The sequence below is a fragment of the Microbacterium sp. S1037 genome (assembly GCF_048381605.1).
Classification (GTDB): Bacteria; Actinomycetota; Actinomycetes; order Actinomycetales; family Microbacteriaceae; genus Microbacterium; species Microbacterium testaceum_B.
The window spans coordinates 266,436-293,092 of the sequence record NZ_JBLWIG010000003.1 but is presented as its reverse complement, the minus strand read 5'-3'; the positions used below and the strand labels follow the sequence as shown (position 1 = coordinate 293,092).

Below are 26,657 nucleotides of genomic sequence, written 5' to 3'. Positions count from 1 at the left end.
CTCCGCACGACGGCACGGCTGCCCCGGCCCGTCGCGAGCCGGACGAACCGGAACAACGGCACACCCGCCGACGGTCAGGCGCCGACGTCAGCAGCCGCAGCTCTCCCGCACCAGCACCCGGGGCTCGAACACGACGTCGAACGGGCCGCCGGCGGGCGGGGCCCCGGCCGCGCCCGCGAGGATCCGCGCGGCGGCTCGCCCCATGGCCTCCATCGGCTGGCGCACGGTCGTCAACGGCGGACTGGTCAGGCGCGAACCGAGCGTGCCGTCGAAGCCCGTGACGATCACGTCCTCGGGCACGCGCACCCCCTCGGCCGCGAGCACGTCGAGCAGCGTGAACGCGTTCTGATCGGTCGCGCAAACGAAGGCCTGCGGCATCCGCCCGTCCGCGATCAGCGCCCTCACCTGCGGCACCAGGTCGTCTTGGCCGCGGACCGTCGCGTCGACGATCTCGGGACGGCTTCGGATGCCACGGGCCTCGAGCTCCGTGATCATCGCGTCGCGTCTCTCCACGGCATCCGTCGCTTCCAGACGCCCCACGAACGCGAGGTCGGTCGCGGCGTGCTCATCGACGAGGTGGGCGACGAGCGCGCGCATCCCGCGGGCGTTGTCGACGCGGACCCGGTGGTGCGCGTCGTCGGCCGGTGCGGCGCTGAACAGCACGATGGGGATGCTCAGGGAATGCCGGGCGAGGGTCGGCGCGGTCTGCGGGGAGGGGAAGATCGCCAGCCCGTCGACGCGCCCGACGGTGTCGGCGACCGAGACGTCGGCATCCGATCCGCTGCTCAGCATCACCGGGCGTCCGAGCGCCCAGCACTCCAGCTCGAAGCCGCGCTGCACCTCGTCGACATACAGGGGGAAGGCCCGCGGGTCCGACAGCACGTCGTCGTCGGTCTGATCCCAAGGGATCACTCCCCCGGTGTCGAGCGGCGGGGACTGCATGCCGCTCAGCGGTTGTGCGAGGGGGTCGGCGCGTTCGAGCAGCAGGTCGAAGGCGTGCAGGCCCAGCGTGCCGGTCCGCCCCCGCGCGAGCCCCCGGGCGGCGCCGCTGGGGGCGTACCCCAGGCGCCGCGCCGCGTCGAGCACCCGTTGCCGCGTGGCGTCGCTGAGCTTGTCGGGACGACGGAACGCGAACGACACCGACGCGATCGAGACGTTCGCCTCGCTCGCGACGTCGTACACGGTCGGTCGTCGCGTCGTCTGCCCCTCAGCCATGAGCCGCCCTTACCCCCTCTGCCCCACGGTCGCCGGCTCCTCCAGCTCGAGCCCGTGGTGCACGGGGAAGACGGGGTCGCCGGTGTCCGACGGTACATCCTCGCGCGACGAACGCACGGCATCCATCGACCGGGGGATCTCGATCGGCAGGCGCCCGCGCGGGGGCACGCGGCCGGTGAGGGCGTCGAGCACGGCCGCGGCCGAGCTTCCATAGTCGGCGACGATCGCCGCGGCGTGATCCACGAACGGGGTCAGGATCGCCGGCCGGTCCAGGTTCACGACGAGAACGAGAGGACAGGATGCCGCGATCTGCTGCAGCCGGTACACGAGGCCCGGCGCGAACTCGAGGGAGCCCTGGTGGAACCACGCTTCGAGGAAGAGGTCGTCGCGCGGCTCGAACGGCGCGCCGATGCGGACGAGCGCGAGATCGGCCTCGGCGGGGTCGGTGACGACGCTGCCCAGCTCGGCGACGTCGTCGGTGCGGAAGCCCTCGACGTACACCGCGCCGGTGGGACGCAGCGGCAGCACGCCGCCCTCGTTCACGAGCACGGTGAGCGAGCGCGCCTGCGCCCGCTCCCCCAGGGCCCGGAACTCGGCGTTGCCGACGATCCGCTCGGCCTCGTCGACGTCGACGTACGGGTCGTCGAACAACCCGAGCTGGAACTTCACCCGCAGGAGGCGCCGCGCCGACGCGTCGATGCGCTCCTCGGACACCCGGCCCGAGCGGACGAGGTCGACGAGCATCTCGACGCACTCCTCCCCGCCGAACTGGTCGCTCCCGGCATCCAGGATCTTCTCCATGCGCTCCACCGCGGAGAGGTGCTCGACTCCCCACGCGCGGGCGGGCAGAACCTGGTCGCCGACGTGATTGTCGTTCACGAGCTCCCAGTCGGTGACGACGACGCCGTCGTATCCGAGCTGTTCGCGGAGCAGCCCCGTGATGATCTGCCGGTTGTACCCGAAGCCGACCTCTTCGATCGGCTGCCCGTCGACCTCGAGGCCGACCGGCATGCCGTAGTACGGCATCATGCCCGCGGTGCCGCGACGGATCGCCTCGCGGAACGGCTCGAGGTGATAGTCGAACATGCCGCCGGGGTAGACCTGCTCGCGCCCGTAGGGAAAGTGCGCGTCCTCGCCGTCCAGCTGCGGCCCGCCGCCCGGGAAGTGCTTGGTGGTGCAGGCCACACTGTCGGGTCCGAGCTCGTCGCCCTGGAAGCCCTGCAGGTAGGCAGCGGTGAACTCGGTGACCCGCGCGGCATCCTGGCCCAGGGTCTGCGCCTGCCGCCCCCACCGCGGCTCGGTGGCGAGGTCGATCTGGGGGTGCAGGGCCGCGCGGATGCCGACCGCGACGTACTCGCGGCGGGCGACCTCGGCGAACTCGCGCACGGTCTCGACGTCGTCGAGGGCGGCGAGCCCCAGCCCCTCGGGCCACTGCGAGAAGGGACCCGCAGAGAAGGCCACGCCCGTGTTCTCGACGAAGGCGTGACGCGGATCGGTGCTGATCGTGACCGGGATGCCGTGCGGCGTCGTCTCGGCGAGAGCCTGGAGGTTGTTGTTCCAGGTCGCCGCCTGCCGGGCGGTGCGGATCGCGTGCACGTTGAAGTGGTTCATGTTCTTGTGCACGACGACCGTCGTCGTCGGCGACTTCGAGATCTTGCCGGGGGCCTCGAGCACCTCGCCGTCGTCGCCGACCTCGATGACGGTCTGAAACATCAGCCCGATCTTCTCCTCGAGGCTCAGGCGGCCGAGGAGGTCCTCCGTCCGCTCGTCGACGCTGAGGGTCGGGTTCTCGTACGGGTCCATCACGCCGTTGCCGTTCAGGTCGCGGAAGCGCGTGCCGTCGGGCGCGGTGAGGAAGCGGGCGGAGGTCATGCGGGGGATCCTTTCGGGGCCGCCGGTGCGCGGACCGGCGGGAGCTCAGGGGCGGGGAGGGCGGGGCGGGCGCGCGGGCACGCCCCACGCCTCACTTGAGGCCGGTCGAGGCGATGCCCTGGATGAAGTAGCGCTGCAGGAAGACGAACAGCAGGATGATCGGCGCGATGACGAGCACCGAACCCGCCAGCAGCAGGCCGTAGTTCGTCGCGCTCTGCCCGGTCGAGTACAGCGACAGCGCGACGGGAAGGGTGTACTTCGCCTCGGTCTGCGCCGCCACGAGCGGCCAGAGGAAGTTGTTCCACGAGGCGAGGAAGGTCAGGATGCCGAGCGTCGCCAGCGGCGGCCCGCACAGCGGCATGACGATCCGGGCGAAGATCCGCAGCTCCCCCGCGCCGTCGATGCGCGCGGCCTCGAGAAGCGGATCCGGGATGCCGAGCATGAACTGCCGCATCAGGAAGACGCCGAGCGGGGTCGTGACGAACGGCAGGATCAGAGCGGCGTAGCTGTCGACGAGGCCGAGCGAAGACACCATCACGAACAGCGGGACGAAGGTGACGACGCCCGGGACCATCAGGGTCACCATGACGACGACGAACAGCGCCTTCTTGCCGGGGAAGTCCATCTTCGCCAGCGCGTAGCCGACCATCGAGCAGAACACGAGGTTGCCGGCGACGGTGAACAGCGCCACCACGATGCTGTTGCCGAAGAACTGGCCGAAGTTCAGCTGACCGAACCAGGCGCCGAAGTTCTCCCACGTGAACTCCTGCGGCCACCACGTCGGCGGACGCTGCAGGATCTCGCGCTGCGTCTTGACCGAGCCCAGCAGCATCCAGGCGAAGGGCAGGATCCAGACGATCAGGCCGACAACCAGTACGCCGTAAGTGAGTGCGCGACCGGGGGTGACGCGATTCTCGGAGCGGCGGCGGCGGCGCTGCGGCTCGACGGTATCCGCGACCACGGCCGGAGCCGCGGGGGACGTGAGTGTCATGGCATCCTCCCTCAATCCTTCGAGCGCAGCACGCGGAACTGCACCAGGCTGAGCAGCGCGATCGCCAGGAACAGCAGGTAGCTCGCGGCCGAGGCCGTGCCGTACTGCCCGAAGCCGAACTGCTTGAACGTGTAATAGGCCACCGAGAGGGTGGAGTTGAGCGGGCCGCCCTGGGTCATCACGAACGCTTCCTCGAAGAACTGCAGGAACCCGACCGAGATGAGCACCGCACCCAGAAGCAGCGTCGGGCGCAGCAGCGGGAGCGTGATCGAGGTCAGGCGCCGCCACGACGAGGCGCCGTCCATGAGGGCGGCCTCCTTCACGTCGGTGGGGATCGCCTGGAGCCCCGCGAGGAAGATCACCATCAGGGTGCCGACGTTGCGCCAGACCGCCATCGCGATGAGCGAGGGAAGCGCGGTGCGGGTGTCGTTGAGCCAGTCCGGACCCTGGATGCCGATGATCGCGAGCGCCGAATTGAGCAGGCCTTCGGGCTGCAGGATGTAGCGCCAGACGACCGCGACAGCGACGATGCTCGTCACGACCGGGGCGTAGAAGCCGACGCGCAGGATCGAGACGAAGCGTCCCTTGCTGGCGTTGAGCGCGAGCGCGAGAGCCAGCGCGATCGCCATGGTGACCGGGATGCCGACGACGACGAACGTCGCGGTCACGCCCAGCGAGGTGAGGAACACCGGGTCGCCGAGCACCGAGAGGTACTGCTCGAGCCCGACGAAGTTGACCGCGAACGGCGAGCGGATGTCGCGCGCCGTGAAATCGGTGAACGACATCGCGAACGAGCCCACGATCGGCACGACCATGAAGACCGCGAAGACCGCGACGAACGGCAGGGCGAAGCCCCACGCGACCCATCCCTGGCGCCGGCGGCGGCTCGATCCCCCGCCGGCGCGGGCGCGACCGGACGCACGACGCGTTCCGGTCGCGCCCACGACTGCCTGCGTCATGATCTCAGCCCAGGCCCAGCTGGTCGGCGGTGGCCTGGAGCTCCTTGAGACCGTCGGCCGGCGACTGCTGGCCGAGGCGGATCTTCTCGAGCATCGCGTCACCGGCCGCGGCGACCTGCACCCAGGTCGTGACGGCGGGCACCGACTTGGCGGTCTCGAGCTGGGTGCCGAAAGCGGCGAGGGTCTTCGACGAGGCCAGGGCGTCGGACTTCCAGGCATCCTGGACGGCCGGGAGGTCACCGGTCGCCTCGTACCAGGCGGCCTGCGTCTCGGGCTCGGTCAGCCACTGCACGAGCTTCCAGGCGCTGGCGGCGTTGTCGGAGTTGTCGAAGACGGCGAGGTTGGCACCGCCGCTGAACGAGGTGGACGACTTCTTCGCGGGCAGCACCGCGGTGGAGATCTTGTCGCCGAAGCCTTCGCCGCCGAGGTCGTTGAGCAGACCGATGAACGCCGGCCCGTCGATGAACATCGGCGTGTTGCCCGAGACGAAGTCCGCCTCCTGCGCGCCGGCCGAGCGGTCGGCGGCGGGGTTGGCGATGCCGTCGGTGTAGAAGCTCTGGTAGTAGTCGAGTGCCTCGACGGTCTCGGGGGTGTCGAGGGTCCAGGTCGAGCCGTTCTCGAGCTCGGCACCGTTCGACCACGGCATCCAGAGGTTCCCCTGGAACGAGTCGTTGCCGGCGGGGAGACGGATGCCGTAGTCAGCCCCGCCCTTGGACTGCATGTCGGCGGCCATCTGCTTCAGCTCGTCCCACGTGGTGGGCGCCTGGTTCCAGCCGGCCTGAGCGGCGATGTCGGTGCGGTAGTAGAGCACGCGGGTGTCCACGTACCACGGCACGCCCGTCGCGCGGTCGTCGATCATCGTCGAGTCGATCGCGCCGGGGAAGATGCCGTCGGTGGAAAGGTCGGTGGGGACCGTCTGCAGCGCGTCGCCGAAGTCGGCCATCCAGGTCGACCCGACCATGGCGAGGTCGGGGGTGTTGCCACCGGCGATCGCGGTCTGGAACTTGCTGTAGGCCGCATCCCACGGAACGGGCGTGACGTCGACGGTCACACCGGGGTTGGCCTCTTCGAAGGTCTTCACGAACTCGGGCAGCGCCTCGCCCTCGGCGCCCATCGCCCACATCGTGAGCGTGCCCTCGGCCTTGGCGTCACCGATCGTGCCCGCCTCGCTCGGACCGGAACCGGTGTCGGAGGTGCGCCCACAGCCGGTGAGGGCGATCGCCGCGGCGGCGATCACGGCCACGGCGCTCCATCGGGTCTTCTTCATCGTGTTCCTCCTCGAACAGGCACCCGTCGTCGGGTGCTCCTTCCGTGCGTCGTGTCGAGTTTAAGCGCATAACCTCGCGTGGTGCAACCCGGGGACGTGTGGGGGCGGCCGCTCACGCGCGTGGTGCCGTCGTGCCGCCGTGCCGCCGTGCCGCCGTGCCGTCAGACGGAGTTCGGAGCCGACACGCCGTTTCGGCGCGCGCCGTAGCGGCGTGTCGGGGTCACACTCCGCCTGACGGCACACCCGGGACTCGAGGGACTCCTCCTCCCCAGACGACGAATCCGCCGACCCATCCACGGAATGCGGCGAGACCGCCCCGAGCAGCGGGCCGCTTCGGCCATCCTCGGACGATGTGCCACACGTCATCCGTCCGCACCCGGGCAGAGCTGCTCGCCACGGGCATGACTCGCCGCGCGATCGACCGCGCGCTGCGGGCGGGGTCTCTCATCCGCCTGCGGCGCGGAGTGTATGCGGATGCCGACGCCTGCGAGCCCGTGATCCGCGCGGCGCTCCTCGGGGGACCGCCCGCGTGCGTCAGTGCTGCGCGACACCATGGCCTCTGGATCCTCGCCGACCCCGAACCTTTGCACGTCGGACTGAAGCCGCGCGGACATCGACGCGCAGACGGAGAGGTCTCGCACTGGGACCGTGACACCGTCGACGCCTTCGGCCTCCCCGCGGTGGCGCAGACCCTCCGGCAGGTACTCCGGTGCCGCGGGGTCGAGGAGTTCCTGGTCGCCCTCGAATCGGCACTCCACCAGAACAAGATCCAGGATGCCGATCTCACGTGGCTCGAAGCTCACACGAACGCCGCAGGTCGCGAGGCGATCGCCTTCGCCCGACGTGACGCCGAGAGCGGACTCGAGACCCTGGTCCGGTGGCGCTTGCGCCACTGGGGAATCGACGTGCGGACGCAGCAGGGCGTCGTCTCCGTGGGACGCGTCGACCTTCTCATCGGCGAGCGCCTGATCGTCGAGGTCGACGGCGCCGAGAACCACGCCGCCCCCGACCACAGGCACCGCGACCTCGTGCGCGACGCCCACGCCGCCGCGTGGGGCTTCGTCACCCTGCGCTTCGACTACGCGATGGTCGTGCACGATTGGCCGACGGTCGAGCTCGCGATCCGCGCCCACGTCGATCGCGGCCTGCACCGCGCGCAGTCGTAACCGGTCTTTCCTCTCACGCCCGAGCGGGGTGTCGCCTCACGCGGCGTTCCCCACCGCGCGGCGCGCGCCGTCGCGCGGGGGTTGGTGCCGCACCACCCGCACCGTCACGCGGAGTTCTCCGCCGACACGCCGAGCCAGCGGCATCCAGACCCCGTGTGTCACCCCGAACTTCGCCTGACAGCCCACCCCCGGGCTCCCCACGCGCACCGACACACCCGAACACGAACGTGCGACGGAACATCGGATGCCAGAGCTCAAGCCGGAGGCCGCAGATAACCCCGCACGAACTCGGCGAACAGCGCGGGCATGTCGACCGAGTCGTCGAGGAGCCACTGCTGCTGCAGGCCGTCCATCACCGCGCTCAGCAACCGCGCGGCATGCTCGGGGTCGATGTCGGCGCGCACCTCGCCGGCGGCCTGCCCCGCGCGCAGCAGATCGGCAGCCGTCTCGGCACCGTGGCGATAGCGCTCTGCGAAAGCCTCGTGCGACGGGTGAGCGGGGTCCCCCGCCTCGGCGACGACAAGGGTGTAGAGCGAGGTGAGGCCGCGGGTCGTGGCGTTGTGCGCCACGACCTTCTGCATCTGCTCGACGAGGGTGTGCTCGTGCGGATCGCCGGCCGCAGCCCGGACACGCTCGTCACGCTGGCGCAGCACCTCCGCGAACAGCTCTTCCTTGGAGGCGAAGTGATGCATGAGGCCCGCGGGGGTGAGGCCGACGCGCGAGGCGACCTCCCGCAGCGAGCCGGCCGTGACACCCGACCGCCCGAACACCACGACGGCCTCGTCGACGATGCGCTGCCGCGTCTGCTGCCCCTTGGCGTAACTGCCGCGGCGCGCGCGGGGCGCGGGAGCGTCGGTCATCGGCATCCTCTCCCCCATCCCGGACACACCGATGCCCGGTACCGCCTCGCGGTACCGGACATCGAGCGTCATGCCGTCAGGGACGCGAGGCGCCCCACGACGAGCCGAAGACCTGCTGCTCGATGGCGGGCCGGAGGTTCTGCTCCATCCTGTCATCGACCATGTAGTCCTTGAGGGAGTCGTCCGTGAGAGCGTTGCCGATCGCCGCCATGATCATCGACTGATCCAGCGAGAGGTACCGCTCGGCGACCGTGCCGCTCTTCACGGCGACCGCGTCGTAGAAGCCGCCGGGGCCGTAGGCGCCGAGCTTCTTCTCCAGGCCGCGGAGGTTCTTCAGCACACCCTGGCGGTCATAGGGCAGGGCGAGGAACGCGGCGTGCGGCGTGACGACGCCATCGCCGAACGTCGGATTCGGGTTCGTGCCCTCCGAGCAGCCGGGGCGGTCGATGTCGACGTCGGTCTTCTCGGCATCCGAGGTGTAGCCATCGGACCGGATGCCGGCGATGTCGACGCCGTACTCGCTGTAGCCGCCGAACGGGTTGCTGGCGGGCGAGAAGCCCCAGTAGCCGTATCCGGCTTCGTCGAGGCCGTGACGCTTCTGGATCTCGACCGTGATCGGGTGATTCACGCCCCAGGAGTCGGGACCCCACTCGGCCTCGGGAATCAGCAGGTCGGGCATGAGCGCCTCGAACATGCTGCCTCCCCAGCTCGGGACGAAGCTCATGCCGTCGTAGGAATACACGCCCTCGAAGACATCGACACCGTCGTAGGTGCGCGTGTCTCCGGTCGGCAGCTGCTCCTGCCACGCCCAGTCGCAGCCCGCCGGCATGGTGCGGTGCGTGCCGTACAGACCGGATGCCGGGATGGAACCCTCCGCGATACCGAGGTAGGTCGCGATGCGGCTCTCGCTCACCGTCGTGTCGTAGTGGTGACACGTGTAGAACGCCGTCTCGCCACCGCCGTTGTACATCGGTGCCTCGACCGCGCAGCCGTCACCGGGAGGAGCCTCCCAGAAGCCGCCGCGGTTCGTTCCGGCCGGAAGACCCGCCGCGCCCGCCGCGTCGAAAAAGGCCGAGAAGTCCATCGACTCGTACAGCGCGTCGGCGCGGTCCGCGAGCGTCGGCTCCGCCTCGCGGACGATCCGCAAGCCCGCCGCGAGCCAGCCGTTGTCGACCGTGCTGAGGAACGGGTGGATGACCTCACCCGAGGTCGGGAAGATCTCCAGCTTCGCGCCGGTGTCGGGGGCATACCAGTTGTAGTACATGCCACTGCCCTCGTTGCGCTCCATCTTCTCGAGCGTGGAGACAGTAGCGGTGAGGCGCTCGCGCGCCTCGTCGGCGTCGATGATGCCGAGGTCGCGTGCCGTCACCGTCGACCAGAGGTAGCCGCCGATGTTGGTCGGCGAGGTGTATCCGGATGCCGTTGACTCATCGAGCGCACCGCCGATGTTGTCGTCGGGCAGGCCCGTGTTGTCGTGGGCCATCGCCGCGAGCGAGGTCCAGGTGTCCGCGGCGTACCGCTCGAGGTCACGCGCGCCGGGGCCGACGTGCGTGGGCGGACCGGCGTGGCCCGGGGGCCCGGGCTTCTCGGTCGGGGCCGAGGGCGGCGCGGCGACGGCGGGGGATGCCGCGGCGAAACCGCCCAGGACGAGTCCGACGATCGCGGTGGATGCCGCGAGGGTGTGCTTCATGACTGCTCTCCTCATCGAAAGCGCTCCGGGGGGATGTGGAGCTCACTGACCAGAAACCTTACACGTGTCAGGTTTCTGGTCAAACCGTGAGCCTCGGTTCGGCGCCTCGGTGAGACTCACCCACGCCGCGGCCGGGGCTCGCCGCCGGACCGTCACGCGGAGTCCCGACCCGACACGCCGGGCCACCGGCATCCCGAACCGGCGTGTCCCCCACGAACTCCGCCCAACGGCACAGCCCCCGGCCACCACCCAGCCCCCGAACTCCGCCCGACGGCACACCCCGACCACCGCAGCGCCGCCGACCTCAACCCGAGCGCCCGAGACTCGACCCGACGCCACACCCTCAGCCGGGAACCAACCCGCCGTCAGTCCGCCGGCGCGTGCGCCTGCAGGAACTCGTACATCTCGGTCGTGTCGACGCCGGGGAACGCCCCCGTCGGCAGTGTCGCGAGGAGCGTCCGGGGCGTGCGGACGTTCGGCCACGCCTGCCCGCGCCACGTCGCCTCGAGATCCGCGGGAGCCCGGCGGCAGCACGTCTCGACCGCGTGCCGCGACACGCCGCGATTCGGCGTATCCCGCCCCCGGAACCACCGCGTGTCGTCGAACCGCACGCCCACGCTCACCGAGTGCGCGCCCTCGCTCGACTGCTCAACGCGCGCGGTGCACCAGTACGTCCCGTTGCCGGTGTCGGTGTACTGGTAGTACGGGTTGAAGAGGTCGTCCTCCTCGAACACCACGCGACTCGTCCACCGCCGGCAGCACATCTGCCCCTCGATCGAGCCGAGCCGGTCGGTGGGGAAGTTCACGTCGTCGTTCTCGTACGCCTTCGTGATCGTCCCCGACTCGTGCACCTTGAGGAAGTGCACGGGGATGCCGAGGTGCACGGTCGCGAGGTTGGTGAAGCGGTGCGCGGCGGTCTCGTACGACACCGAGTACGCGTCGCGGAGGTCCTCGATGCTGATGGTCCGCCGCTCCTTCGCTTCGCGCAGGGCCGCCACGACGTGCGACTCGGGCATGAGCAGCGCGCCGGTGAGGTAGTTCGTTTCGACGCGCTGACGGAGGAACTCGTCGTAGCTCGTCGGCTCGCCGTGCCCGAGGATCCGACTCGACAGCGCCTGCAGCACCGCCGCGCGCGGGTCGCCCTTCGCGACCTTCGTCGACAGGTACAGCCGACCATGCTTCACGTCGGCGATGCTGCGCGTCGACGACGGCAAGTCGGGCACATAGTGCAGCGTGAAGCCGAGGTGCGCGGCGATGTCGCTCGCCCCGCGCTGGGTGAGGGGCCCGCCGGGGTGCTCCACGGCCTCGAGGATTCCGGATGCCACGCGCTCGAGCTCCGGGAAATGGTTGTCCTGCGTGCGCATGAGGCGACGGAGGGCGACGTTCGCGCGCCGGGCCTCCTCGGGCGTCGCCGACCGCTCCTCCCGGAGGCGCTCGATCTCGGCCTGGAGAGCGAGCATCGCGGCGAGCGCCTCGTCCGGCACCGCACGGCCCACGCGGAACGGCGCGATCCCGAGCGCTTGGAAGGTCTGCCCGCGCATCGCCCGCTCCACCGACAGCTCGAGGGTGGCGCGGGCGTCGAGGGGCTCGGCATCCAGGATCTGGTCGAGCTTGCACTCCAGTGCACGTGCGATCGCCTGCAGCAGCGTGAGCTTCGCCTCACGGCGACCGTTCTCGATCATCGACATCTGGCTGGGCGCGCGACCGACCGCTCCGGCGAGGTCGTCGAGCGTCATGCCGCGCGCGGTGCGCAGTTGTCGGATGCGTCGGCCGATGGTGAGCGTGTCCACTCCCTCATCGTCGAGCGGGAGGGATGCCGCGGGAATCGAGACGCCGGTGTCCATACCGGCAGGTTCTCACAGAAGCGGAAGATCGCGCGATCTTCACACGAGAAATGTCGGGAATGGATCTTGTTCTTCGCCCACAGTGGTCTCCACGGGGCACCGACGCCCCGGAATCCCGAAGGAGAACGCTCATGACGATCCAGGCCACCCCCGCGCAGCCGCCGCTCCGCCCCGGCGACCAGACCGAGACCGCCGCCGAGCTCCGTGCCGCTTGGGATGCCGACCCCCGCTGGGACGGCATCGAGCGCACGTTCTCGGCCGACGACGTCGTCCGCCTCCGCGGCAGCGTCCGCGAGGAGGCGACGCTCGCCCGCCGCGGGGCCGAGAACCTCTGGAACCTCCTGCACACCGAGGAGTACGTCCGGGCCCTCGGCGCCTACACCGGCGGTCAGGCCGTGCAGCAGGTGCGGGCCGGGCTGAAGGCCATCTACCTCTCCGGCTGGCAGGTCGCCGCCGACGGCAACCTCGCGGGCCAGACTTACCCCGACCAGAGCCTGTACCCCGCCAACTCGGTGCCCGCGGTCGTGCGTCGCATCAACAACGCGCTGCTCCGCCAGGACCAGATCGAGCGCGCCGAGGGAGAGATCACGCAGGACTGGCTCGCCCCGATCGTCGCCGACGCCGAGGCCGGCTTCGGCGGTCCGCTCAACGCCTACGAGCTCGCGCAGTCGCTGATTGCGGCGGGGGCCGCCGGCATCCACTGGGAAGACCAGCTCGCGAGCGAGAAGAAGTGCGGTCACCTCGGCGGGAAGGTGCTCGTGCCGATCCAGCAGCACATCCGGACCCTCAACGCCTCGCGCCTCGCAGCCGACGTCGCGGGCGTGCCGACGGTGATCATCGCCCGCACCGACGCCCTGGCCGCCGACCTGCTCACGAGCGACATCGACGAGCGCGACGCTGAGTTCCTCACCGGCGAGCGCACGAGCGAGGGCTTCTACCGGGTGCGCCCGGGGCTCGATGCCGTGATCGCGCGCGGCCTCGCCTTCGCCCCCTACGCCGACCTGCTGTGGGTCGAGACCGGGGAACCGGACATCGAGCTCGCCCGCCGCTTCGCCGAGGCGATCCACGCCCGGTTCCCGGGCAAGAAGCTCGCGTACAACTGCTCCCCGAGCTTCAACTGGAAGCGCCACCTCGACGACGCGCAGATCGCGACGTTCCAGGCGGAGCTCGCGTCGATGGGCTACGCCTTCCAGTTCATCACCCTCGCCGGCTTCCACGCCGTGAACCATTCGATGTTCGACCTCGCCCGCGGCTACGCCGAGCGCGCCATGAGCGCGTACGTCGAGCTGCAGGAGGCCGAGTTCGCCGCCGAAGCGAACGGCTACACCGCCACGCGCCACCAGCGCGAGGCGGGCACCGGATACTTCGACGTCGTCTCCACCGCGCTCAACCCCGACAGCGCCACTCTCGCCCTCGCCGGCTCCACCGAGACGGCCCAGTTCCACTGACCGCGGGCCGACCCCGTCGCCCCACCAGAGAACCTCGTCCCACTTTTCGCGGACCTCGTCCCACTTATGGCCATTTGAGCGACCCTCAACCAGCCATTTTCGGGACGAGGTCCGCAAGCGGCCCATCCCGCCTCTCCTCCCTTTCCGCCGCGCAGACCGACCCCTCGTCCCACTTTTCGCGGACCTCGTCCCACTTATGGCCGGTTAGGTCACCCCCGACCAGCCATAACAGGGACAAGGTCCGCGGGGAGAGGAGCACAACGCGACACAGACAGAAAGCCACGACCATGACCCTCATCACCTCTCCCCCTCCCACCCCGACTCGCACGAACACCGAGGGATCCGGGATGCCGAACGCCTCGGCATCCATCCCCCACCTGCGCCTCGAGCGCCCCCTCGAAGGACGGGATGCCGAGATCCTCACCCCCGCGGCGATCGCGTTCCTCACCGAACTGCACGACCGCTTCGCCCGGCGCCGGCACGACCGGCTCGCCGCCCGCGAGCGTCGGCGCTTCGAGATCGGCACGGGCGACGACCCGCACTTCCGCGCCGACACCGCGCACATCCGCGACGACCCGTCGTGGCGCGTGGCGGGCGCGGGCCCCGGCCTCGAAGACCGCCGCGTCGAGATCACCGGACCCACCGACCCGAAGATGACCATCAACGCGCTGAACTCCGGCGCGCGGGTGTGGTTGGCCGACCAAGAGGATGCCACCTCCCCCACCTGGCGGAACGTCATCGGCGGTCAGCTCTCGCTGTTCGACGCGATCCGCGGGCAGCTGTCGTTCACGAGCCCCGAGGGCAAGCGCTACGAGGTCACCGCCGAGCGCACCCCGACGATCGTGATGCGCCCGCGCGGCTGGCACCTGCCCGAGAAGCACGTGACCTTCATCGACCGTGCGGGCCGCGAGCTGCCGGCATCCGGATCCCTCGTCGACTACGGGCTGTACGTCTTCCACAACGCGCACGCGCTGATCGCCGCGGGCCGTGGGCCCTACTTCTACCTGCCGAAGATCGAATCGGCCGAGGAGGCACGGCTGTGGGACGACGTGTTCTCGTTCACCGAGGAGCGCCTGGGTCTCGCGCACGGCACGATCCGCGCGACCGTGCTGATCGAGACGCTGCCGGCGGCATTCGAGATGGAGGAGATCCTCTTCGCCCTCCGCGACCACTGCGCGGGCCTCAACGCCGGCCGCTGGGACTACATCTTCTCGATCATCAAGACCTACCGCGGACGCGGGGCGCGGTTCGTGCTCCCCGACCGCAGCGAGGTCACGATGACGGTGCCCTTCATGCGCGCCTACACCGAGCTGCTCGTGCGGACCTGCCACAAGCGGGGCGCGTACGCGATCGGCGGGATGAGCGCCTTCATCCCGAACCGCCGCAAGCCCGAGGTCACAGAGGCCGCGTTCGAGAAGGTCGCCGCCGACAAGCGGCGCGAGGCCGGTGACGGCTTCGACGGCACATGGGTGGCCCACCCCGACCTGATCCCGGTGGCCCGCGCCGAGTTCGACGCCGTGCTCGGCGAGCGCGAGAACCAACTGCACCGCACGCGCGAGGAGGTCGCGATCGATCCCGCCGACCTGCTCGACCTGCGGATCGGCCTCCCCGTGACGACGGCGGGCGTGCGCGGCAACGTCTCGGTGGCGATCCGCTACATCGAGGCGTGGCTGCGGGGCCTCGGTGCCGTGGCGATCGACGACCTCATGGAGGATGCCGCGACCGCCGAGATCTCGCGTTCGCAGATCTGGCAGTGGATCCACCAGGACCGCGAGACCGCCGAGGGCGACACGATCACCCGCTCCTTCGTCGAGGGACTGCTCGACGAGGTGCTGGCCGAGGTTCCCCGCTCCGACGGCGACCGCTTCGACGACGCGGCGGCGGTGTTCCGCGAGGTGGCGCTGCGCCCGGAGTTCCCCGCGTTCCTCACCCTGCCGGCGTACGCGAAGTACCTCGACTGACGCCGGTCACAGCCGCGAGCCCCCTCCCCGTCTCGGGAGGGGGCTCGTGTCACGCCGTCGCGGAACGGAAGCGCCGGGGCTTGCCCTCGCCGAGGTCGATGAGGCGGTTCACACGTCCGACCTCGACCGGCTGCTCCAGCAGCACGACGAGCGCCTCACGGATCCGCGCGGCATCGCCGCCGACCACCGTCACCGCGACAGCGCCCGACGCGTCCTGCACGACCGACCACCCGAGCGCCCCGTGACTCTGCAACTGCTGGGTGAGATCGACCGAGGGAACGCGCACGCCGGAACCGGTGACGAACTCGGTGTGCTCGCGCCCCTCGAGGTCGGCGATCCCCACCGCCCCGTCGGGGAACCGCACGAGACGCCCCACGTCGCCCGTTCGATACCGCACGAGCGGGAGCAGGGGGTTCTCGCCCGCCGTCACCGTGATCTCGCCCATCTCCCCCTCGGGCACAGGGTCGCCCCCGGCATCCAGGATCTCGACGAGCACGCGCCGGTCCAGCACCCGGAACGGCCCGTCGTCGGTGCGCGCGGCGATCGGCCGCGTCTCGTGCAGGCCGTAGACGTCGATGACCGGGCACGCGAAAGCGGTCTCGAGCTCAGCGCGCAGAGGCCCCGACAACGCCATCGCCCCCGAGAACAGCGCGAGCGGCCGCAGCACCTCGCGCAGATCGTCGCTCAGCAGCTCGGCCAGGCTCGTCGGGTTGCCCGAGATCACCTGCGGGTTCGCGTCCGCGAGGAATCGGGAGCGATCGGATGCCGCGCGCCAGGCGCGCGCGTCGAGGTTCACGCGCGCCATCGCCCGGTACGCGAAGCCGCTGATCAGCGAGACGTAGGTGAACGCCTGGCGCTGCTGCAGCACCCAGACGAGCGCGAGGCGCTCGGCATCCGGGGTCCACTCCACACCCGTGCGGCGGGCGAGGTCGACGAGGAGGTGGAAGCCCCGGGCGACCTCCTCGACGTCGTCGGGGATGACGAGCGCAGCTCCCGTCGAGCCCGAGCTCGTGCCGTGCAGCATGCGGTCGAGGTCAGCGTCGAGCGGCACGAAAGCCGAGACGTCGGCCGCGAGATCGGCGCGGGCGATCGGGGGGAAGTCCACGAGGGTGCGCAGCCCCGTGTGCCCCCGATAGAACGGGAGCTTCCGCGCGGTCGCGAGGTGCTCGTCGAGCCAGCCCTCGAGCGGAAGCGGGGTGCGCGTGCGCTCGATCGCCTCGGCGGTGAGCCGGTCGCCGGTCGCGTGTACCCAGGCGGGCGCGGAGGGGTGGGTGCGCCAGCGGCGGAGGCGTTCCGCGGCGGGGGCGTCGAGGGTCGGCCAGCGCTCGGCGTCCGTGAGCACCGCTGCGGAGCCGGGGCGGTACTCACCGAGAGCGAGCGGATCGTCGGGATCGGGCAGCGTGGCCGACTGCGGTTCGCCGCCGTGGGACGGATCTCGCGGGCCCCGCACCACCGGCGGCTCGGGAGGCAGGGCAAGACCGTCGGGCTCACTCACTCGAGTACCTCGCCGCAGCCTCCCTCGCCCGGGCCTCGGCCAGACGTCGGGCGATCTCCTCGCGGTGCTCGTACGCGGCGTAGGCCTCGGCGAGCGCGCTGCTGCGCCGCAGCGAGTCGCGCGCCTGCCAGAGCGCCTGCGCGGTCGCGCGGTCCTCTCCCGCGGGGACGAATCCGGCCCACAACAGGAAGGTGCGGGCCGCTTCCTCCCGCCGCTCGTCGTCGGCGAGCCAGTCGAGCGGATCGACGACCGGTGCGACCCGCAGCCCGAGGGAGTCGACGGCGCGGAGCGCCCACGCCCCAGCGAGGGACGGGCGGAGGGGCTCGACGATCTCCTCGCTCGCGAGCAGCCAGAGCCCGATCGCCGCGCCGCGACGCACGCGGGCATCGTCGGCGTAGGCCGCGGACGCGCACTCGGCCCCCGCGATGTCGCCCGAGAGCGCCCTGATCGACACGTCGTCGTCGAGGAACGATCGCGGCACACTCGACAGCCGCGCGGCGACCGCATCGAGCGCGGGCCCGGGGCGCGCGAGCGACCACGTCTCGCCCTCGGGCGGGGCCATGCTCGCCCACACCTTCAGGAGTTCGTCGGCGTCAGCCATTGAGCACCTCCGCCAGGGTCGCGCACGCCGCGGGGGCGTCGTCCATCGTCTCGAGATACAGCGTCTCGTAGCCGGCGGCCCGCGCGAGCGGCTCCACCTGCCGCGACCGGTCGAGGACGACGAGCGTGCCGGTCGACAGCGTGGACCGCACCTGGGCCGCCACTCCGGCTCGGTCGGGATCGCCCGCCCCGAACATCGACACGAGCCCATCGTCCGAGAGCACGACGAGATGGCGGCGCTCCTCGGCGCTCGCCGGTCCCCGCCCCGCGGAGCGGCGCTCGAGCAGGTCGAGCGGGAAGGTCGTCCCGCCGCCGAAGAAGTGGGCGAGGTCGCGAACGACGCGGACCGGGTCGCGCGTGAAGTCGTCGCTACCGGCGACCTGCCCGGGGCCCGAGAAACTCGCCACGCGGACCCGGCCGCCGCCCCGCAGAATCGACAGCGCGAGGATCGTGCCCGCCAGCACGGCGGGTGACCCCGATCGAGGGTTCGGCATCGATCCAGATGAGTCGATGTACATGTCCAGCGTGATGCTCGCCTCGCGCGGCACCGGCTCGTCGGCGAGGAACGAACGGCGGCGGGTCGTGATGCCGGGGACGACGACGCCCCCGGCGCGCAGGGTCGCGGGCCAGTCGAGATCGGCCAGGTCGTCGCCGGTCTCCCACGTCTCGACGGGGCCGGGCAGCTCTTCGGCCAACGTCGACGGTGCGCGCTGCGTGAAGGGACGCACCCATCGCGCGGCCTCGGAGCGGTACCACGCCGCGATCACGGCATCCTGGTCCGCGCCCGCGTACAGCTCAAGGGTCTCCGCGATGCCGAGCGCCTGCCCCGACCCGTTCCCGGCGGACCGCGCCGTGCCCGACCCGCGCCCGCTGGGCACGGGGAGGGGCGCCTGGAGCCGGCGATCCGCGAGGACGCGACCGAGCTCGGCTGCTCCCGGGGGAACCTCGTCGGCGGAACACGCGCCGCCCGGCATCGACGCTCCGGCCGCGCGTTCCGCGACGACATAGGGGGCCATCAGCACGCCGAAGCGCAGGGCGCCCGAGACGGCATCGCCGGCGAACGTGCGCACGAGCTCGGCGAGCGTGTCGGCATCCAGACCGGGTCGGGTGATGGTGGCTTCCGCGAGCTCGAGCGCCGCCTGTTCGGCCTCGGCGCGCGCCTCGCGCATCCGGTCGTCGCGGGCTCGATAGCTTCCCCGGGACCTCTCGTGCTCGCGGTGCTCGATGGCGGCCCGCGGCGGCGGCGCCGGCGGCGGATCGATCGCGCACAGAGTTCCCGCCGGCAGATTCCACAGCAGCTCGTAGGTTCGCAGGTACACCCACCAGAGCCGACCGCCGGTATCGCGCGACGCGCGGTAGAGCGCGCGCGACAGCCGCACGATGCCCGGCTCGCCCGCTCCGTCGCGCCGCCGCTGCAGCAGGGCCACCCGGGCGTTGACGAGCAGGTCGGTCCACAGGTTCGAGAGCATCGCGACGTCGTCGTCTCGCACCGAGCTCGCTCCCGCCGCGACGAGAGTCCGCGCCAGCTGGTGGCGGATCTTCAGCGAATCCAGACGCGTTCCGGGAGCGAGAGCGTGGTGGCCGAGTTCGTGCGCGAAGACGCTCTCCATCTCGACCGCGCCGCCGAGCTCGGCCACCATGCGCGGGTCGACGACGATGGCCGGCGGGAAACGGAACCACGCGGGAGCACCGTGCTCACGTCCGGCGCCGGGCAGCAGCTCGGCGTCGTGCATGCGCACACCCCAGAGCTCCTGCGCGCTCTCCCACGCGCGGCGCACGTCCCCCTCGAGCGCAACCGCCTTCACGCGAGTCCCCTTCACGCGGGCTCCGCGACGTAGATCCACGCGAGGTACGACTCGGCGAAAGTGAGGAGGGATGCCGTGGGCCCCGCCTCCCGTCCGAGCGCAGTCGGCGGCTCCCCCTCGAGCGCGACCAGTCGCGAGCCCCACACATCGGCGTCGACGCGCCACCAGCGCTCCCCCGTGCGCACGGCGAAGGCGCCGTCGTCGTCGAGCGGTCTCGGGTCGGTGGGCGGGGCGGTCCACGCGCCCCCGAGCCCGGCGAAGCCGCCCACCGCGCACACGTATCCGCGCTGGCCCGCGCGGCCCGGCCACCAGAAGCGGTCGGCGCGCTGGCGCTCGGCGAACGCGCCGAGGTCGCCCTCGGCGATGCCGAGCGCCGCCGCGGCCGCGGCGGGCGGGACCTCCACGAGGTGAGCGAGCGCATCGTCGCGAAGGCCCAGCACTCCGGCGCGCCAGCCCGCGATCCCCGCGAGGGCGACGACGAGATCGCTCGGTGCATCGACCGGCAGCGCCCTCTGCCCCGCGGCGAGCGCGTGCCAGAACCGCTCGGCGGACCCGCCCGCCGTCTCGACGTTGATCCCCGCGCGCTCGAAGTCGAGCCCCGGCACGTCGATCGGCACGCCGGTCGGCGGCTCGGTGTCGGCGAGATGCCCGGGGCGGCGGATCACGCCCGCCCCTCGACCCAGCGGAGGTAGGCGGTGTAGCGCTGGTGCAGGTACTTCAGCGCGGTCAGGTCGTCGAAGTCGCGGCCGTACAGTTTGCCCGAGGTCGACGCGGCGCGCAGGCGCGCCTCGACCGCCGTCAGACGCCGCGAGGCCTCGACGGCGGAGACCCCGTCGAGCCCGGCATCCAGTTGCGCGAGGAGCTCTCCGACCGGGTCCTGACGTCCGCGTCCGAGCGCGTCGTACTGACGGCACGACTCGGCGAAGAGATCGCTCAGCCAGCTCATGAGGTCGGTCGACAGTTCGCGCTCGACGCCGACGTCGAAACGCGGGTGCGTCGGATTCGGCAGCAGCTTGCCGCGCAACACGAATGGCACCATCGCGGCGACGTCGGCGAGCGAGACCTCGTCACGCCCGCGGAACCACGCGACCGCCTTGGCGTACACGATGAGGGTCTGCAACGCGCGTACCGAGAGCCCGTTCAGCGTCTGGGCGCCGAGATCGGCCATGAGATCGGCACCCGAATTCGCCTCGATCGTCTCGGCGACCTTTCCGCCGGCGGTCGTGACCGTGTCCTTCGTGCGGTACTCGAAGCGTCGCCCGCCGCCCTGCACGAACTCGAAGTGACTGAGGAAGAACTCCAGTCGCCGCCGCACCTCGACGGGCACGGGCACCGCGCGGATCGCCGCCCGCATCGCGGTCTGCTCCTCGGGCGCGAAGACGAGCTCGGCGGGAACGTGCTCCTCGGGCTTCTCGCCGGCTTCGACGCGCGTGATCAGCTCGTCGAGGAAGCGGCTGTTGAACCCGGCCGCGGGCACGGTGACGTCCATGCGGTCGCGGAGCGCCTGGATGACCGGGAACGTCCCCCCACCGGCGTCGTCGTTCGCCGTGAAGAACCAGCTCTCGACCCCCGACACAGGCGCCGTCTTCCTGAGCTGGTCGTGGCTCTCGACGTACCCCTCGGCGACCATCGTCAGCAGCGCCGACTGCGTCTTCGTGGGGATGCGGTTGTACTCGTCGACGATCTTGACCGGCCGCGACAGCCAATCGCGCCACGCGACGCCGACCTCGGCGAGACTCGCGGCGTTCATGAGGTCCCGGGGAAGAGGGATGCCGACGAGGTCGCTGATCGTGAGCTGCGGCTGCCCCTGCTGCACCCCGCGGCGCACGTCGTCGGGCGTGGAGCCGGCGAGGACGCCCATGAGCACCGCGACGGTCGTCTTACCGCGCCCCGGACCGCCGACGAGGAGGCACTTGCCCCCGACCGCGAAGCTCAACAGCGGAAGGAGGACGTTGGACGAGAACGACGCCTCGCTCGGCAGGGTCAGCTCGGCGCCCGCGTCGCCGAGGGCGAAGGCGAGCGGCGCACCGGACGAGAACTCGACGTCGTAGTACGGCGAGATCACCGCGCGGTTGACGATCCAGTAGTAGGTCTGGCGGAGCTTCTCGTCGAGCGGTACCGCGACCGTCTCGGCGGTGTCACGGAACAGGTCGGCGGCCGTCATCGAGGCCGTCCCCTCCCCCGTTCCCGCCGTGGTGGGTGCCTGCGAGAGCTTGTGCCAGCGGTCCGCCATCGCGCCAGCCTAACCGCCGGCCCGCCGCCGCAGCTCCTCTTGCTCGGAGTGCGGTCGACCCTCCATGGGAGCGGCGAACGAGGTCGCTTCGGCCACCGCTCGACGGATGGCGGGGAGGGCGGATGCCACCCGCTCGGCGACCGTCCCCCGCACCTCGAGCCACGGCACCGGTTGCGCCGCGAGCACCTCGCGGAAGCGCTCCTGCATATCGGCGCGGATGTGCTCTCCGTCGCGCATCCCGTCCTGCACGAAGGGAATCTCGTCGCCCGTGAGGATGTACAACGCCGGGCGGTGCGCCGCGGCCCGCGCGAAGATGCGCGGCGCGGCCGTGCCCACGTACCGCTCGTGCCACAGGGCGGTGGCGAGCACGTCGGTGTCGCAGACCAGCACCGGACGCGGCGCCCGGCGCGCGGCATCCTGTTCCCAGGCGATCTGCCGGTCGACGACGAGGTCGAACTCGTCGCTGCGCCAGGGGGCCTCGAGCCCGCCCTCGCGCGTCTCGCTCAGCTCGCGACCGTACTCGGGCACCCAGAGCGTGCCGAGCTCGGCGGCGAGCGCCTCGGCGAGCGTCGTCGAGCCCGTCGACTCCGCGCCGAGGACGACCACGCGGGCGGCGAGGTCGGCGCGCACGGTCGGCGAGAGCTCGTGCCAGTGGGCGTCGAGGTCGCCGCGGATGGCCGTTCCCGAGACGGGGTTGATGCGTCGACCGGGGTCGATCTGCACCCAGTCCGCGCCGAGGCGGCGCGCGAGTTCCGCCCCGTACTCGTCGGAGGTGAAGACGACGTCGACTGGTTCGTCGAGCAGGCCCGCGATGGTCGCGGTGTGCGCGTCCCAGGCCGTGTCGGAGGCGAAGTCGACCGGGGTGTCGTCGAGGAGGTCGACCACGCGCACCGTCGGGTGGTCGGCGCGAACCCAGGCGGCGCGCTTGTCGAGGGGGATCGATTCGACGGATGCCGCGATCACCTCGACCGTTACCCTCTCGCACGCCCGCGCGGCCGAGCGGATGAGGTGCGCGTGCCCGGCGTGGAGGGGGTAGAACTTGCCGACGACAACGCCGTGGCGGTAGCGGCGCTCAGGCACGGGCATCCGCCGCGGGCACGGCATCCGTCGACTCGCTCTGCACGCGGCGCCACGACCACAGCCCACTCACGCACAGCCCGATGAACAGCGCGTACAGCGCGGCGATGATCCACAGTCCGGTGGCGATCGAGAGCGCCACGAAGGCGACGTCCACACCGATCCACACGAACCAGTTCTCGATCCACTTACGGTTGAGCATGTACTGCGCGACGAGGCTCGCCGAGGTGGTCGCGGCGTCCGCCAGGGCGACCTGCGAGTCGGTGAAGGTGGCGAGCACCCAGGTCAGCAGGGCCGTCCCCGCCACCGCGGCGACGATGAGCCAGGGCACGGCGCGCCGGGGCGTCCGGGCGACGTACTCGCGGTCGTGTTCGACCCCGCGCGTCCAGCGCCACCACCCGTGCACACCGAGGACGACGTAGACCACCTGCAGAGCGGCGCTGGCGTAGAGCCCGGCCGGCACGAACACCACGAGGAACACGAGGTTGTTCGCGATCCCGATCGGGTAGGTCCACACGTTCCGCCGTGCGGCCAGAAGCACGCACGCGGCGCCCGTCGCGAAACCGAGGATCTGCGTCCACTCGGTCAGAATCCACTCGATCACCCGTCGAGCCTAGGCGCGCCGGCGGAGGGACACGCGCGTCGCGACCCGGTGCCCCCTCACTCCTCCGCGGTCCACAGCTCGACGCCCATCTCCGCGATCGCCGCCGCCGCGCTCTCGGGCAGCTCGGCATCGCTCACGATGACGTCGAGGGCGTCGAGGGGCACGACCCGGAAACGTTCCGCGGTGCCGTACTTCGTGCTGTCGGCGACGAGGGCGCCCGAGGTCGCGGCATCCAGAACCGCTCGCTTCAAGACGACCTTGTCGAGCTCGGGGGTCGTCAGCCCGTGCGCGGTGTCCCAGGTTCCGGTGCTGAGGATCGCGAGGTCGAGGGTCATGGCCGAGACGGTGGCGGCGGCGAGGGCACCGCTCGACGAACCGCTCGCGGCATCCACCACCCCGCCGGTGTGGATGACCTCGATCGCGGGGTGCGCGTACAGCGCCGAGACGGTGAAGAAGTCATTGGTCACCACGGTCAGACCGCGCCGCGCCGTCAGGTGAGGAACGAGCGCCTGACATGTCGTCCCCGCATCGATGAAGACGGTCATGTCGTCGGCGATGAGTGCGGCGGCGCGACGCGCGACGGCCTCCTTGCGCGGGAGCTCGAGGACAGCGCGGGAGCCGCGCTCGCGCGGGGGCTCCACGCCGGTGCGTTCGCGAAGGCGCACGCCGCCCTGCACGGCGTCCACCAGACCCTCGTCCTCGAGCGCGGCGATGTCGCGCCGCACGGTCATGTGCGACACCCCGAGCGACGAGGCCAGATGGCGGATGCTGAGCGCCCCCGCTCCGCGCAGGAGACGCATCAGTTCGCGCTGACGCTGTTCCGGGATGAGGGGCGGCGGTGTCGACATCCCTCCGAGCCTAAGCCTCCGCCAGCGTGAGACACGGTGTTCTTCCGTGTGAATTCTCGTGATACCGTGTGCAACGATGTTAAAGAAGCACGAAGTCCTCTCCGCCGTCGTCGACACCGGCGTGGTCATGATCGTCCGCCTCGATTCCCCCGACGAGGCGCTCGCCGTCTCTCGCGCCGCCGTCGCCGGTGGCATCCGGGCCCTCGAGATCACCCTGTCGGTGCCGCGGGCGCTCGAGGTCGTGCGCACCCTCGCCGACGAGTTCGGCGATCACGTCGCCGTCGGTGTCGGAACGGTTCTGGATGCCGAGATGGCCGTCGCTTCGGTGCAGGCCGGTGCACGCATGCTCGTGAGCCCGAACCTGAACCCCGACATGATCCGCGCAGCCAACCGGTACCAGGCGCTCACGATCAGCGGGGCGTTCACTCCCACCGAGATCGTCGCCACCATGGAGGCCGGCGCCGACATCGTCAAACTGTTCCCGACCGAGATCGCCGGCCCCGATTACCTGCGCACGGTCATGGCGCCGCTCGCGCACGCCCCGATCCTCCCGGCCGGCGGCGCCACGCGCGACAACGTCGGCGACTGGTTCGGCGCCGGGGCCCTCGCGGTCGGCGTCGGAAGCGCCATCACGAAGGCCGCCCGCGCGACCGGCGACATGGCCGACGTCACCCGAGCAGCGGCGGACTTCCTCGCCGCCGTGGCGAGCGCCCGCACGCCGCACTGACCCCCGCGGCGGACCGCGACGTCCGCCGTCACCCGAACACGAAGGAGTGGACCATGAGCGAGACGACGGCTGACGCGCCGGTGCTCACGCGCGACGAGAAGAAGACGATCCGGATCCGGTGGTTCCTGGTCGGCTTCCTGATCCTCGGCGGGGTGGTGAACTACCTCGACCGTTCGACCCTCAGCGTGGCGAACACCACGATCGCCGGAGAGTTCGGGCTCGACCCGCTCGCAATGGGTCTGCTGCTGTCGGCGTTCTCGTGGCCGTACGCGATCGCGAACCTCCCCGCCGGCTACCTCGTCGACAAGTTCGGGCCCAAGAAGATGTTCGCGTTCGCCGCGGGCGCGTGGTCGCTCGTGTCGATCGTGACCGCCGCCGCGAACTCGTTCGGCGTGCTCTACGCCTGCCGTGTCGCGCTCGGCATCACCGAGTCGCCGTTCTTCACCTCGGCGCTGAAGGTCAACGAGCGCTGGTTCAACAAGTCCGAGCGGGCGCTCCCGGTCTCGCTCGTGAACACGGGCTCGCAGATCGCCAACGCGATCGCCCCGCCGCTGCTGACCTTCCTCCTGCTGACGATGAGCTGGCGCGGCATGTTCATCATCGTCGGAGCCTTCGGCATCGTCGTCGCCCTCGTGTGGCTGCGCATCTACCGCGACCCGACCCTGAAGGAGCAGGCGCTCATCAAGGGCGCCGAGGCCGAGGCGCGCGTCGCCGCATCGGTCGAGAAGGTCGGCTGGGGACGCCTGCTGCTGCAGTCGAACACCTGGTTCATGGTGCTCGGCGCCTTCGGCATCTTCTACACCGTGTGGGTCTACCTCACCTGGCTCCCCAGCTACCTGCAGACCGCCCGCGGCTTCAGCCTCGCGCAGAGCGGGTGGCTCGCATCGCTGCCGTTCCTCTGCGGCATCATCGGCGTGATCTTCGGCGGCTGGCTCTCGAACCGTCTCGTCCGTCGCGGCGTGAACACGGTCCGCGCGCGCAAGATCCCGATCGTCGGCGGGGCGATCCTCGCCGCCGCGGCGGTGCTCCCCGTCGCGTACGTCGACAGCACCCCGCTCGCCATCGTCCTGCTCTCGGTCGGCTACTTCGCCTCGCAGGTGCCGATCGGATGCCTCTGGACCCTCGCGTCCGACGTCGCGCCGTCGAACCAGGTCGCCTCGCTCGGGGCTATCCAGAACTTCGGCGGATTCATCGGAGCGGCCGTCGCCCCCGTGGTCACCGGGGCGATCCTCACCTCCACCGGAGGCAACTACACGACGGTGTTCCTCATCGGCGGCGTGCTGCTGCTGGTCGGCGCCCTGTCGTACGGACTGTTCGTCAAGGACCGCTCCGTCGCGGCATCCTGATTCCGCGCGGGGAGGACGACCTCTCGTCCTCCCCGCCCTCCGGGAGGAACCCCATGACCGCACGACTATTCTTCGTGATCGGCCCCGCCGGCAGCGGCAAGTCGACCGTGAGCACCCTCATCGCCCGACGCATCCGCGCGGCGTATCTCGACAAAGACTCCGTCGCCACCGCGTTCACCGAGGCTCTCCTCGAAGCCGCGGGGAGCGACAAGAACGAACGCGACAACAACCCCTACTACCAGGACGTGGTGATGGGGCTGGAGTACGCGACGCTCCTCCGCCTCGCCGGCGACAACCTGCGCCTCGGCAACGATGTCGTGCTCGACGCCCCCTTCGTGCGGTACTTCCCGGAAGAGGACTACCTCGAGCGCGCCGCCGCCGCGCACGACTGGCCCGCCGATGTCGTCATCACCGTGGTGCACGTGACGGTCGACGGCGCCCTCGTCCGGGACCGCGTCGATTCGCGCGGCTACGGTCGCGACGCCTGGAAGCTCGCCCACTGGGACGAGTTCTGGGCCACGGCGCAGGCCGCCGACTGCCGCTGGCGCGGCGCGCACCACGTGCTCTTCGACAACAGCGCGTCCGGCGCCGATCCCGCGGCGCTCGAGGCCGCCCTGGCCGCCTTCGTCTGAGTCGACTCTCGCGGCCG

At 71.1% G+C, this 26,657-nt stretch carries 22 protein-coding genes; 6 read left to right on the top strand and 16 right to left on the bottom strand.

Annotated features, from left to right (window positions below; genetic code table 11):
- Positions 1-87: 87 nt before the first annotated feature.
- The 5 genes from ACMW4R_RS16435 to ACMW4R_RS16415 all read right to left on the bottom strand — a co-directional run bounded on the left by ACMW4R_RS16435 (position 88) and on the right by ACMW4R_RS16415 (position 6,304).
- A complete protein-coding gene (locus ACMW4R_RS16435; protein ID WP_058615017.1) occupies positions 88-1,215 on the bottom strand; it encodes a LacI family DNA-binding transcriptional regulator in 1,128 nt (375 codons plus the stop codon).
- 9 nt (positions 1,216-1,224) lie between these two features.
- Positions 1,225-3,087 (bottom strand): glycoside hydrolase family 3 protein, encoded by a 1,863-nt coding sequence (locus ACMW4R_RS16430; RefSeq protein ID WP_418300445.1) that lies wholly within the window; start codon positions 3,085-3,087, stop codon positions 1,225-1,227.
- A gap of 91 nt (positions 3,088-3,178) precedes the next feature.
- Entirely contained in the window at positions 3,179-4,078 is a 900-nt protein-coding gene (locus ACMW4R_RS16425; RefSeq protein WP_418300444.1) for a carbohydrate ABC transporter permease, read from the bottom strand.
- A gap of 11 nt (positions 4,079-4,089) precedes the next feature.
- Positions 4,090-5,037, bottom strand: a complete 948-nt coding sequence (locus tag ACMW4R_RS16420; RefSeq protein ID WP_058595809.1) for a carbohydrate ABC transporter permease — start codon at positions 5,035-5,037, stop codon at positions 4,090-4,092.
- Between the two features lie 4 nt (positions 5,038-5,041).
- Complete coding sequence (locus ACMW4R_RS16415) at positions 5,042-6,304, bottom strand: extracellular solute-binding protein (RefSeq protein WP_418300443.1); 1,263 nt, start codon at positions 6,302-6,304, stop codon at positions 5,042-5,044.
- 350 nt (positions 6,305-6,654) lie between these two features.
- On the opposite strand from ACMW4R_RS16415, the gene ACMW4R_RS16410 reads away from it, so the two are divergent.
- Positions 6,655-7,470: a type IV toxin-antitoxin system AbiEi family antitoxin domain-containing protein gene (locus ACMW4R_RS16410; RefSeq protein WP_058595807.1), complete on the top strand. Its 816-nt coding sequence runs from the start codon at positions 6,655-6,657 to the stop codon at positions 7,468-7,470.
- Between the two features lie 254 nt (positions 7,471-7,724).
- Here the strand turns inward: ACMW4R_RS16410 and ACMW4R_RS16405 are convergent, their stop codons facing one another.
- The 3 genes from ACMW4R_RS16405 to ACMW4R_RS16395 all read right to left on the bottom strand — a co-directional run bounded on the left by ACMW4R_RS16405 (position 7,725) and on the right by ACMW4R_RS16395 (position 11,864).
- A complete protein-coding gene (locus ACMW4R_RS16405; protein WP_153003283.1) occupies positions 7,725-8,330 on the bottom strand; it encodes a TetR/AcrR family transcriptional regulator in 606 nt (201 codons plus the stop codon).
- Positions 8,331-8,406: 76 nt separating this feature from the next.
- The gene (locus ACMW4R_RS16400) at positions 8,407-10,020 is read right to left on the bottom strand and encodes a glucoamylase family protein (RefSeq protein ID WP_418300442.1); all 1,614 of its coding nucleotides are present in this window, start codon (positions 10,018-10,020) and stop codon (positions 8,407-8,409) included.
- A gap of 365 nt (positions 10,021-10,385) precedes the next feature.
- The gene (locus tag ACMW4R_RS16395) at positions 10,386-11,864 is read right to left on the bottom strand and encodes a helix-turn-helix transcriptional regulator (RefSeq protein WP_058597602.1); all 1,479 of its coding nucleotides are present in this window, start codon (positions 11,862-11,864) and stop codon (positions 10,386-10,388) included.
- A gap of 131 nt (positions 11,865-11,995) precedes the next feature.
- Here ACMW4R_RS16395 and aceA point away from each other — a divergent pair, with 131 nt between their 5' ends.
- A complete protein-coding gene (gene aceA, locus ACMW4R_RS16390) occupies positions 11,996-13,312 on the top strand; it encodes an isocitrate lyase (RefSeq protein WP_058628102.1) in 1,317 nt (438 codons plus the stop codon).
- A gap of 347 nt (positions 13,313-13,659) precedes the next feature.
- Positions 13,660-15,273: a malate synthase A gene (gene aceB, locus ACMW4R_RS16385; RefSeq protein WP_418300646.1), complete on the top strand. Its 1,614-nt coding sequence runs from the start codon at positions 13,660-13,662 to the stop codon at positions 15,271-15,273.
- 49 nt (positions 15,274-15,322) lie between these two features.
- Here aceB and ACMW4R_RS16380 read toward each other — a convergent pair whose 3' ends face one another.
- Genes ACMW4R_RS16380 through ACMW4R_RS16345 form a run of 8 tightly spaced genes read right to left on the bottom strand, consistent with a single transcriptional unit; the run spans position 15,323 to position 23,935 of the window.
- Positions 15,323-16,768, bottom strand: a complete 1,446-nt coding sequence (locus ACMW4R_RS16380; protein ID WP_418300441.1) for an AMP-binding protein — start codon at positions 16,766-16,768, stop codon at positions 15,323-15,325.
- Positions 16,761-17,369 carry a phosphohydrolase gene (locus tag ACMW4R_RS16375; protein WP_418300440.1) on the bottom strand — a complete coding sequence of 203 codons (609 nt, stop codon included), beginning with the start codon at positions 17,367-17,369 and terminating at the stop codon, positions 16,761-16,763. Before ACMW4R_RS16375 ends, ACMW4R_RS16380 begins: the two co-directional genes overlap by 8 nt.
- Positions 17,362-19,173 carry a VWA domain-containing protein gene (locus tag ACMW4R_RS16370; RefSeq protein ID WP_418300439.1) on the bottom strand — a complete coding sequence of 604 codons (1,812 nt, stop codon included), beginning with the start codon at positions 19,171-19,173 and terminating at the stop codon, positions 17,362-17,364. The genes ACMW4R_RS16375 and ACMW4R_RS16370 overlap by 8 nt, the downstream gene beginning before the upstream one ends.
- Before the next feature lie 11 nt (positions 19,174-19,184).
- Positions 19,185-19,838 (bottom strand): hypothetical protein, encoded by a 654-nt coding sequence (locus ACMW4R_RS16365; protein WP_058597607.1) that lies wholly within the window; start codon positions 19,836-19,838, stop codon positions 19,185-19,187.
- A complete protein-coding gene (locus ACMW4R_RS16360) occupies positions 19,835-21,406 on the bottom strand; it encodes an AAA family ATPase (protein WP_058597608.1) in 1,572 nt (523 codons plus the stop codon). Before ACMW4R_RS16360 ends, ACMW4R_RS16365 begins: the two co-directional genes overlap by 4 nt.
- A gap of 9 nt (positions 21,407-21,415) precedes the next feature.
- Positions 21,416-22,492, bottom strand: coding sequence for an AAA family ATPase (locus tag ACMW4R_RS16355; protein ID WP_418300438.1), 1,077 nt, complete (start codon positions 22,490-22,492; stop codon positions 21,416-21,418).
- Entirely contained in the window at positions 22,479-23,087 is a 609-nt protein-coding gene (gene pnuC / locus ACMW4R_RS16350) for a nicotinamide riboside transporter PnuC (protein WP_418300437.1), read from the bottom strand. The genes ACMW4R_RS16355 and pnuC overlap by 14 nt, the downstream gene beginning before the upstream one ends.
- Before the next feature lie 56 nt (positions 23,088-23,143).
- Positions 23,144-23,935 (bottom strand): DeoR/GlpR family DNA-binding transcription regulator, encoded by a 792-nt coding sequence (locus ACMW4R_RS16345; protein ID WP_013585514.1) that lies wholly within the window; start codon positions 23,933-23,935, stop codon positions 23,144-23,146.
- Between the two features lie 76 nt (positions 23,936-24,011).
- On the opposite strand from ACMW4R_RS16345, the gene ACMW4R_RS16340 reads away from it, so the two are divergent.
- The 3 genes from ACMW4R_RS16340 to ACMW4R_RS16330 are packed head-to-tail and all read left to right on the top strand — an operon-like array spanning position 24,012 to position 26,640.
- The gene (locus tag ACMW4R_RS16340; protein WP_418300436.1) at positions 24,012-24,662 is read left to right on the top strand and encodes a bifunctional 4-hydroxy-2-oxoglutarate aldolase/2-dehydro-3-deoxy-phosphogluconate aldolase; all 651 of its coding nucleotides are present in this window, start codon (positions 24,012-24,014) and stop codon (positions 24,660-24,662) included.
- Positions 24,663-24,715: 53 nt separating this feature from the next.
- Positions 24,716-26,008, top strand: coding sequence for an MFS transporter (locus tag ACMW4R_RS16335; protein ID WP_058597612.1), 1,293 nt, complete (start codon positions 24,716-24,718; stop codon positions 26,006-26,008).
- Positions 26,009-26,061: 53 nt separating this feature from the next.
- Positions 26,062-26,640 (top strand): AAA family ATPase, encoded by a 579-nt coding sequence (locus ACMW4R_RS16330; protein ID WP_058597613.1) that lies wholly within the window; start codon positions 26,062-26,064, stop codon positions 26,638-26,640.
- Positions 26,641-26,657 lie beyond the last annotated feature (17 nt).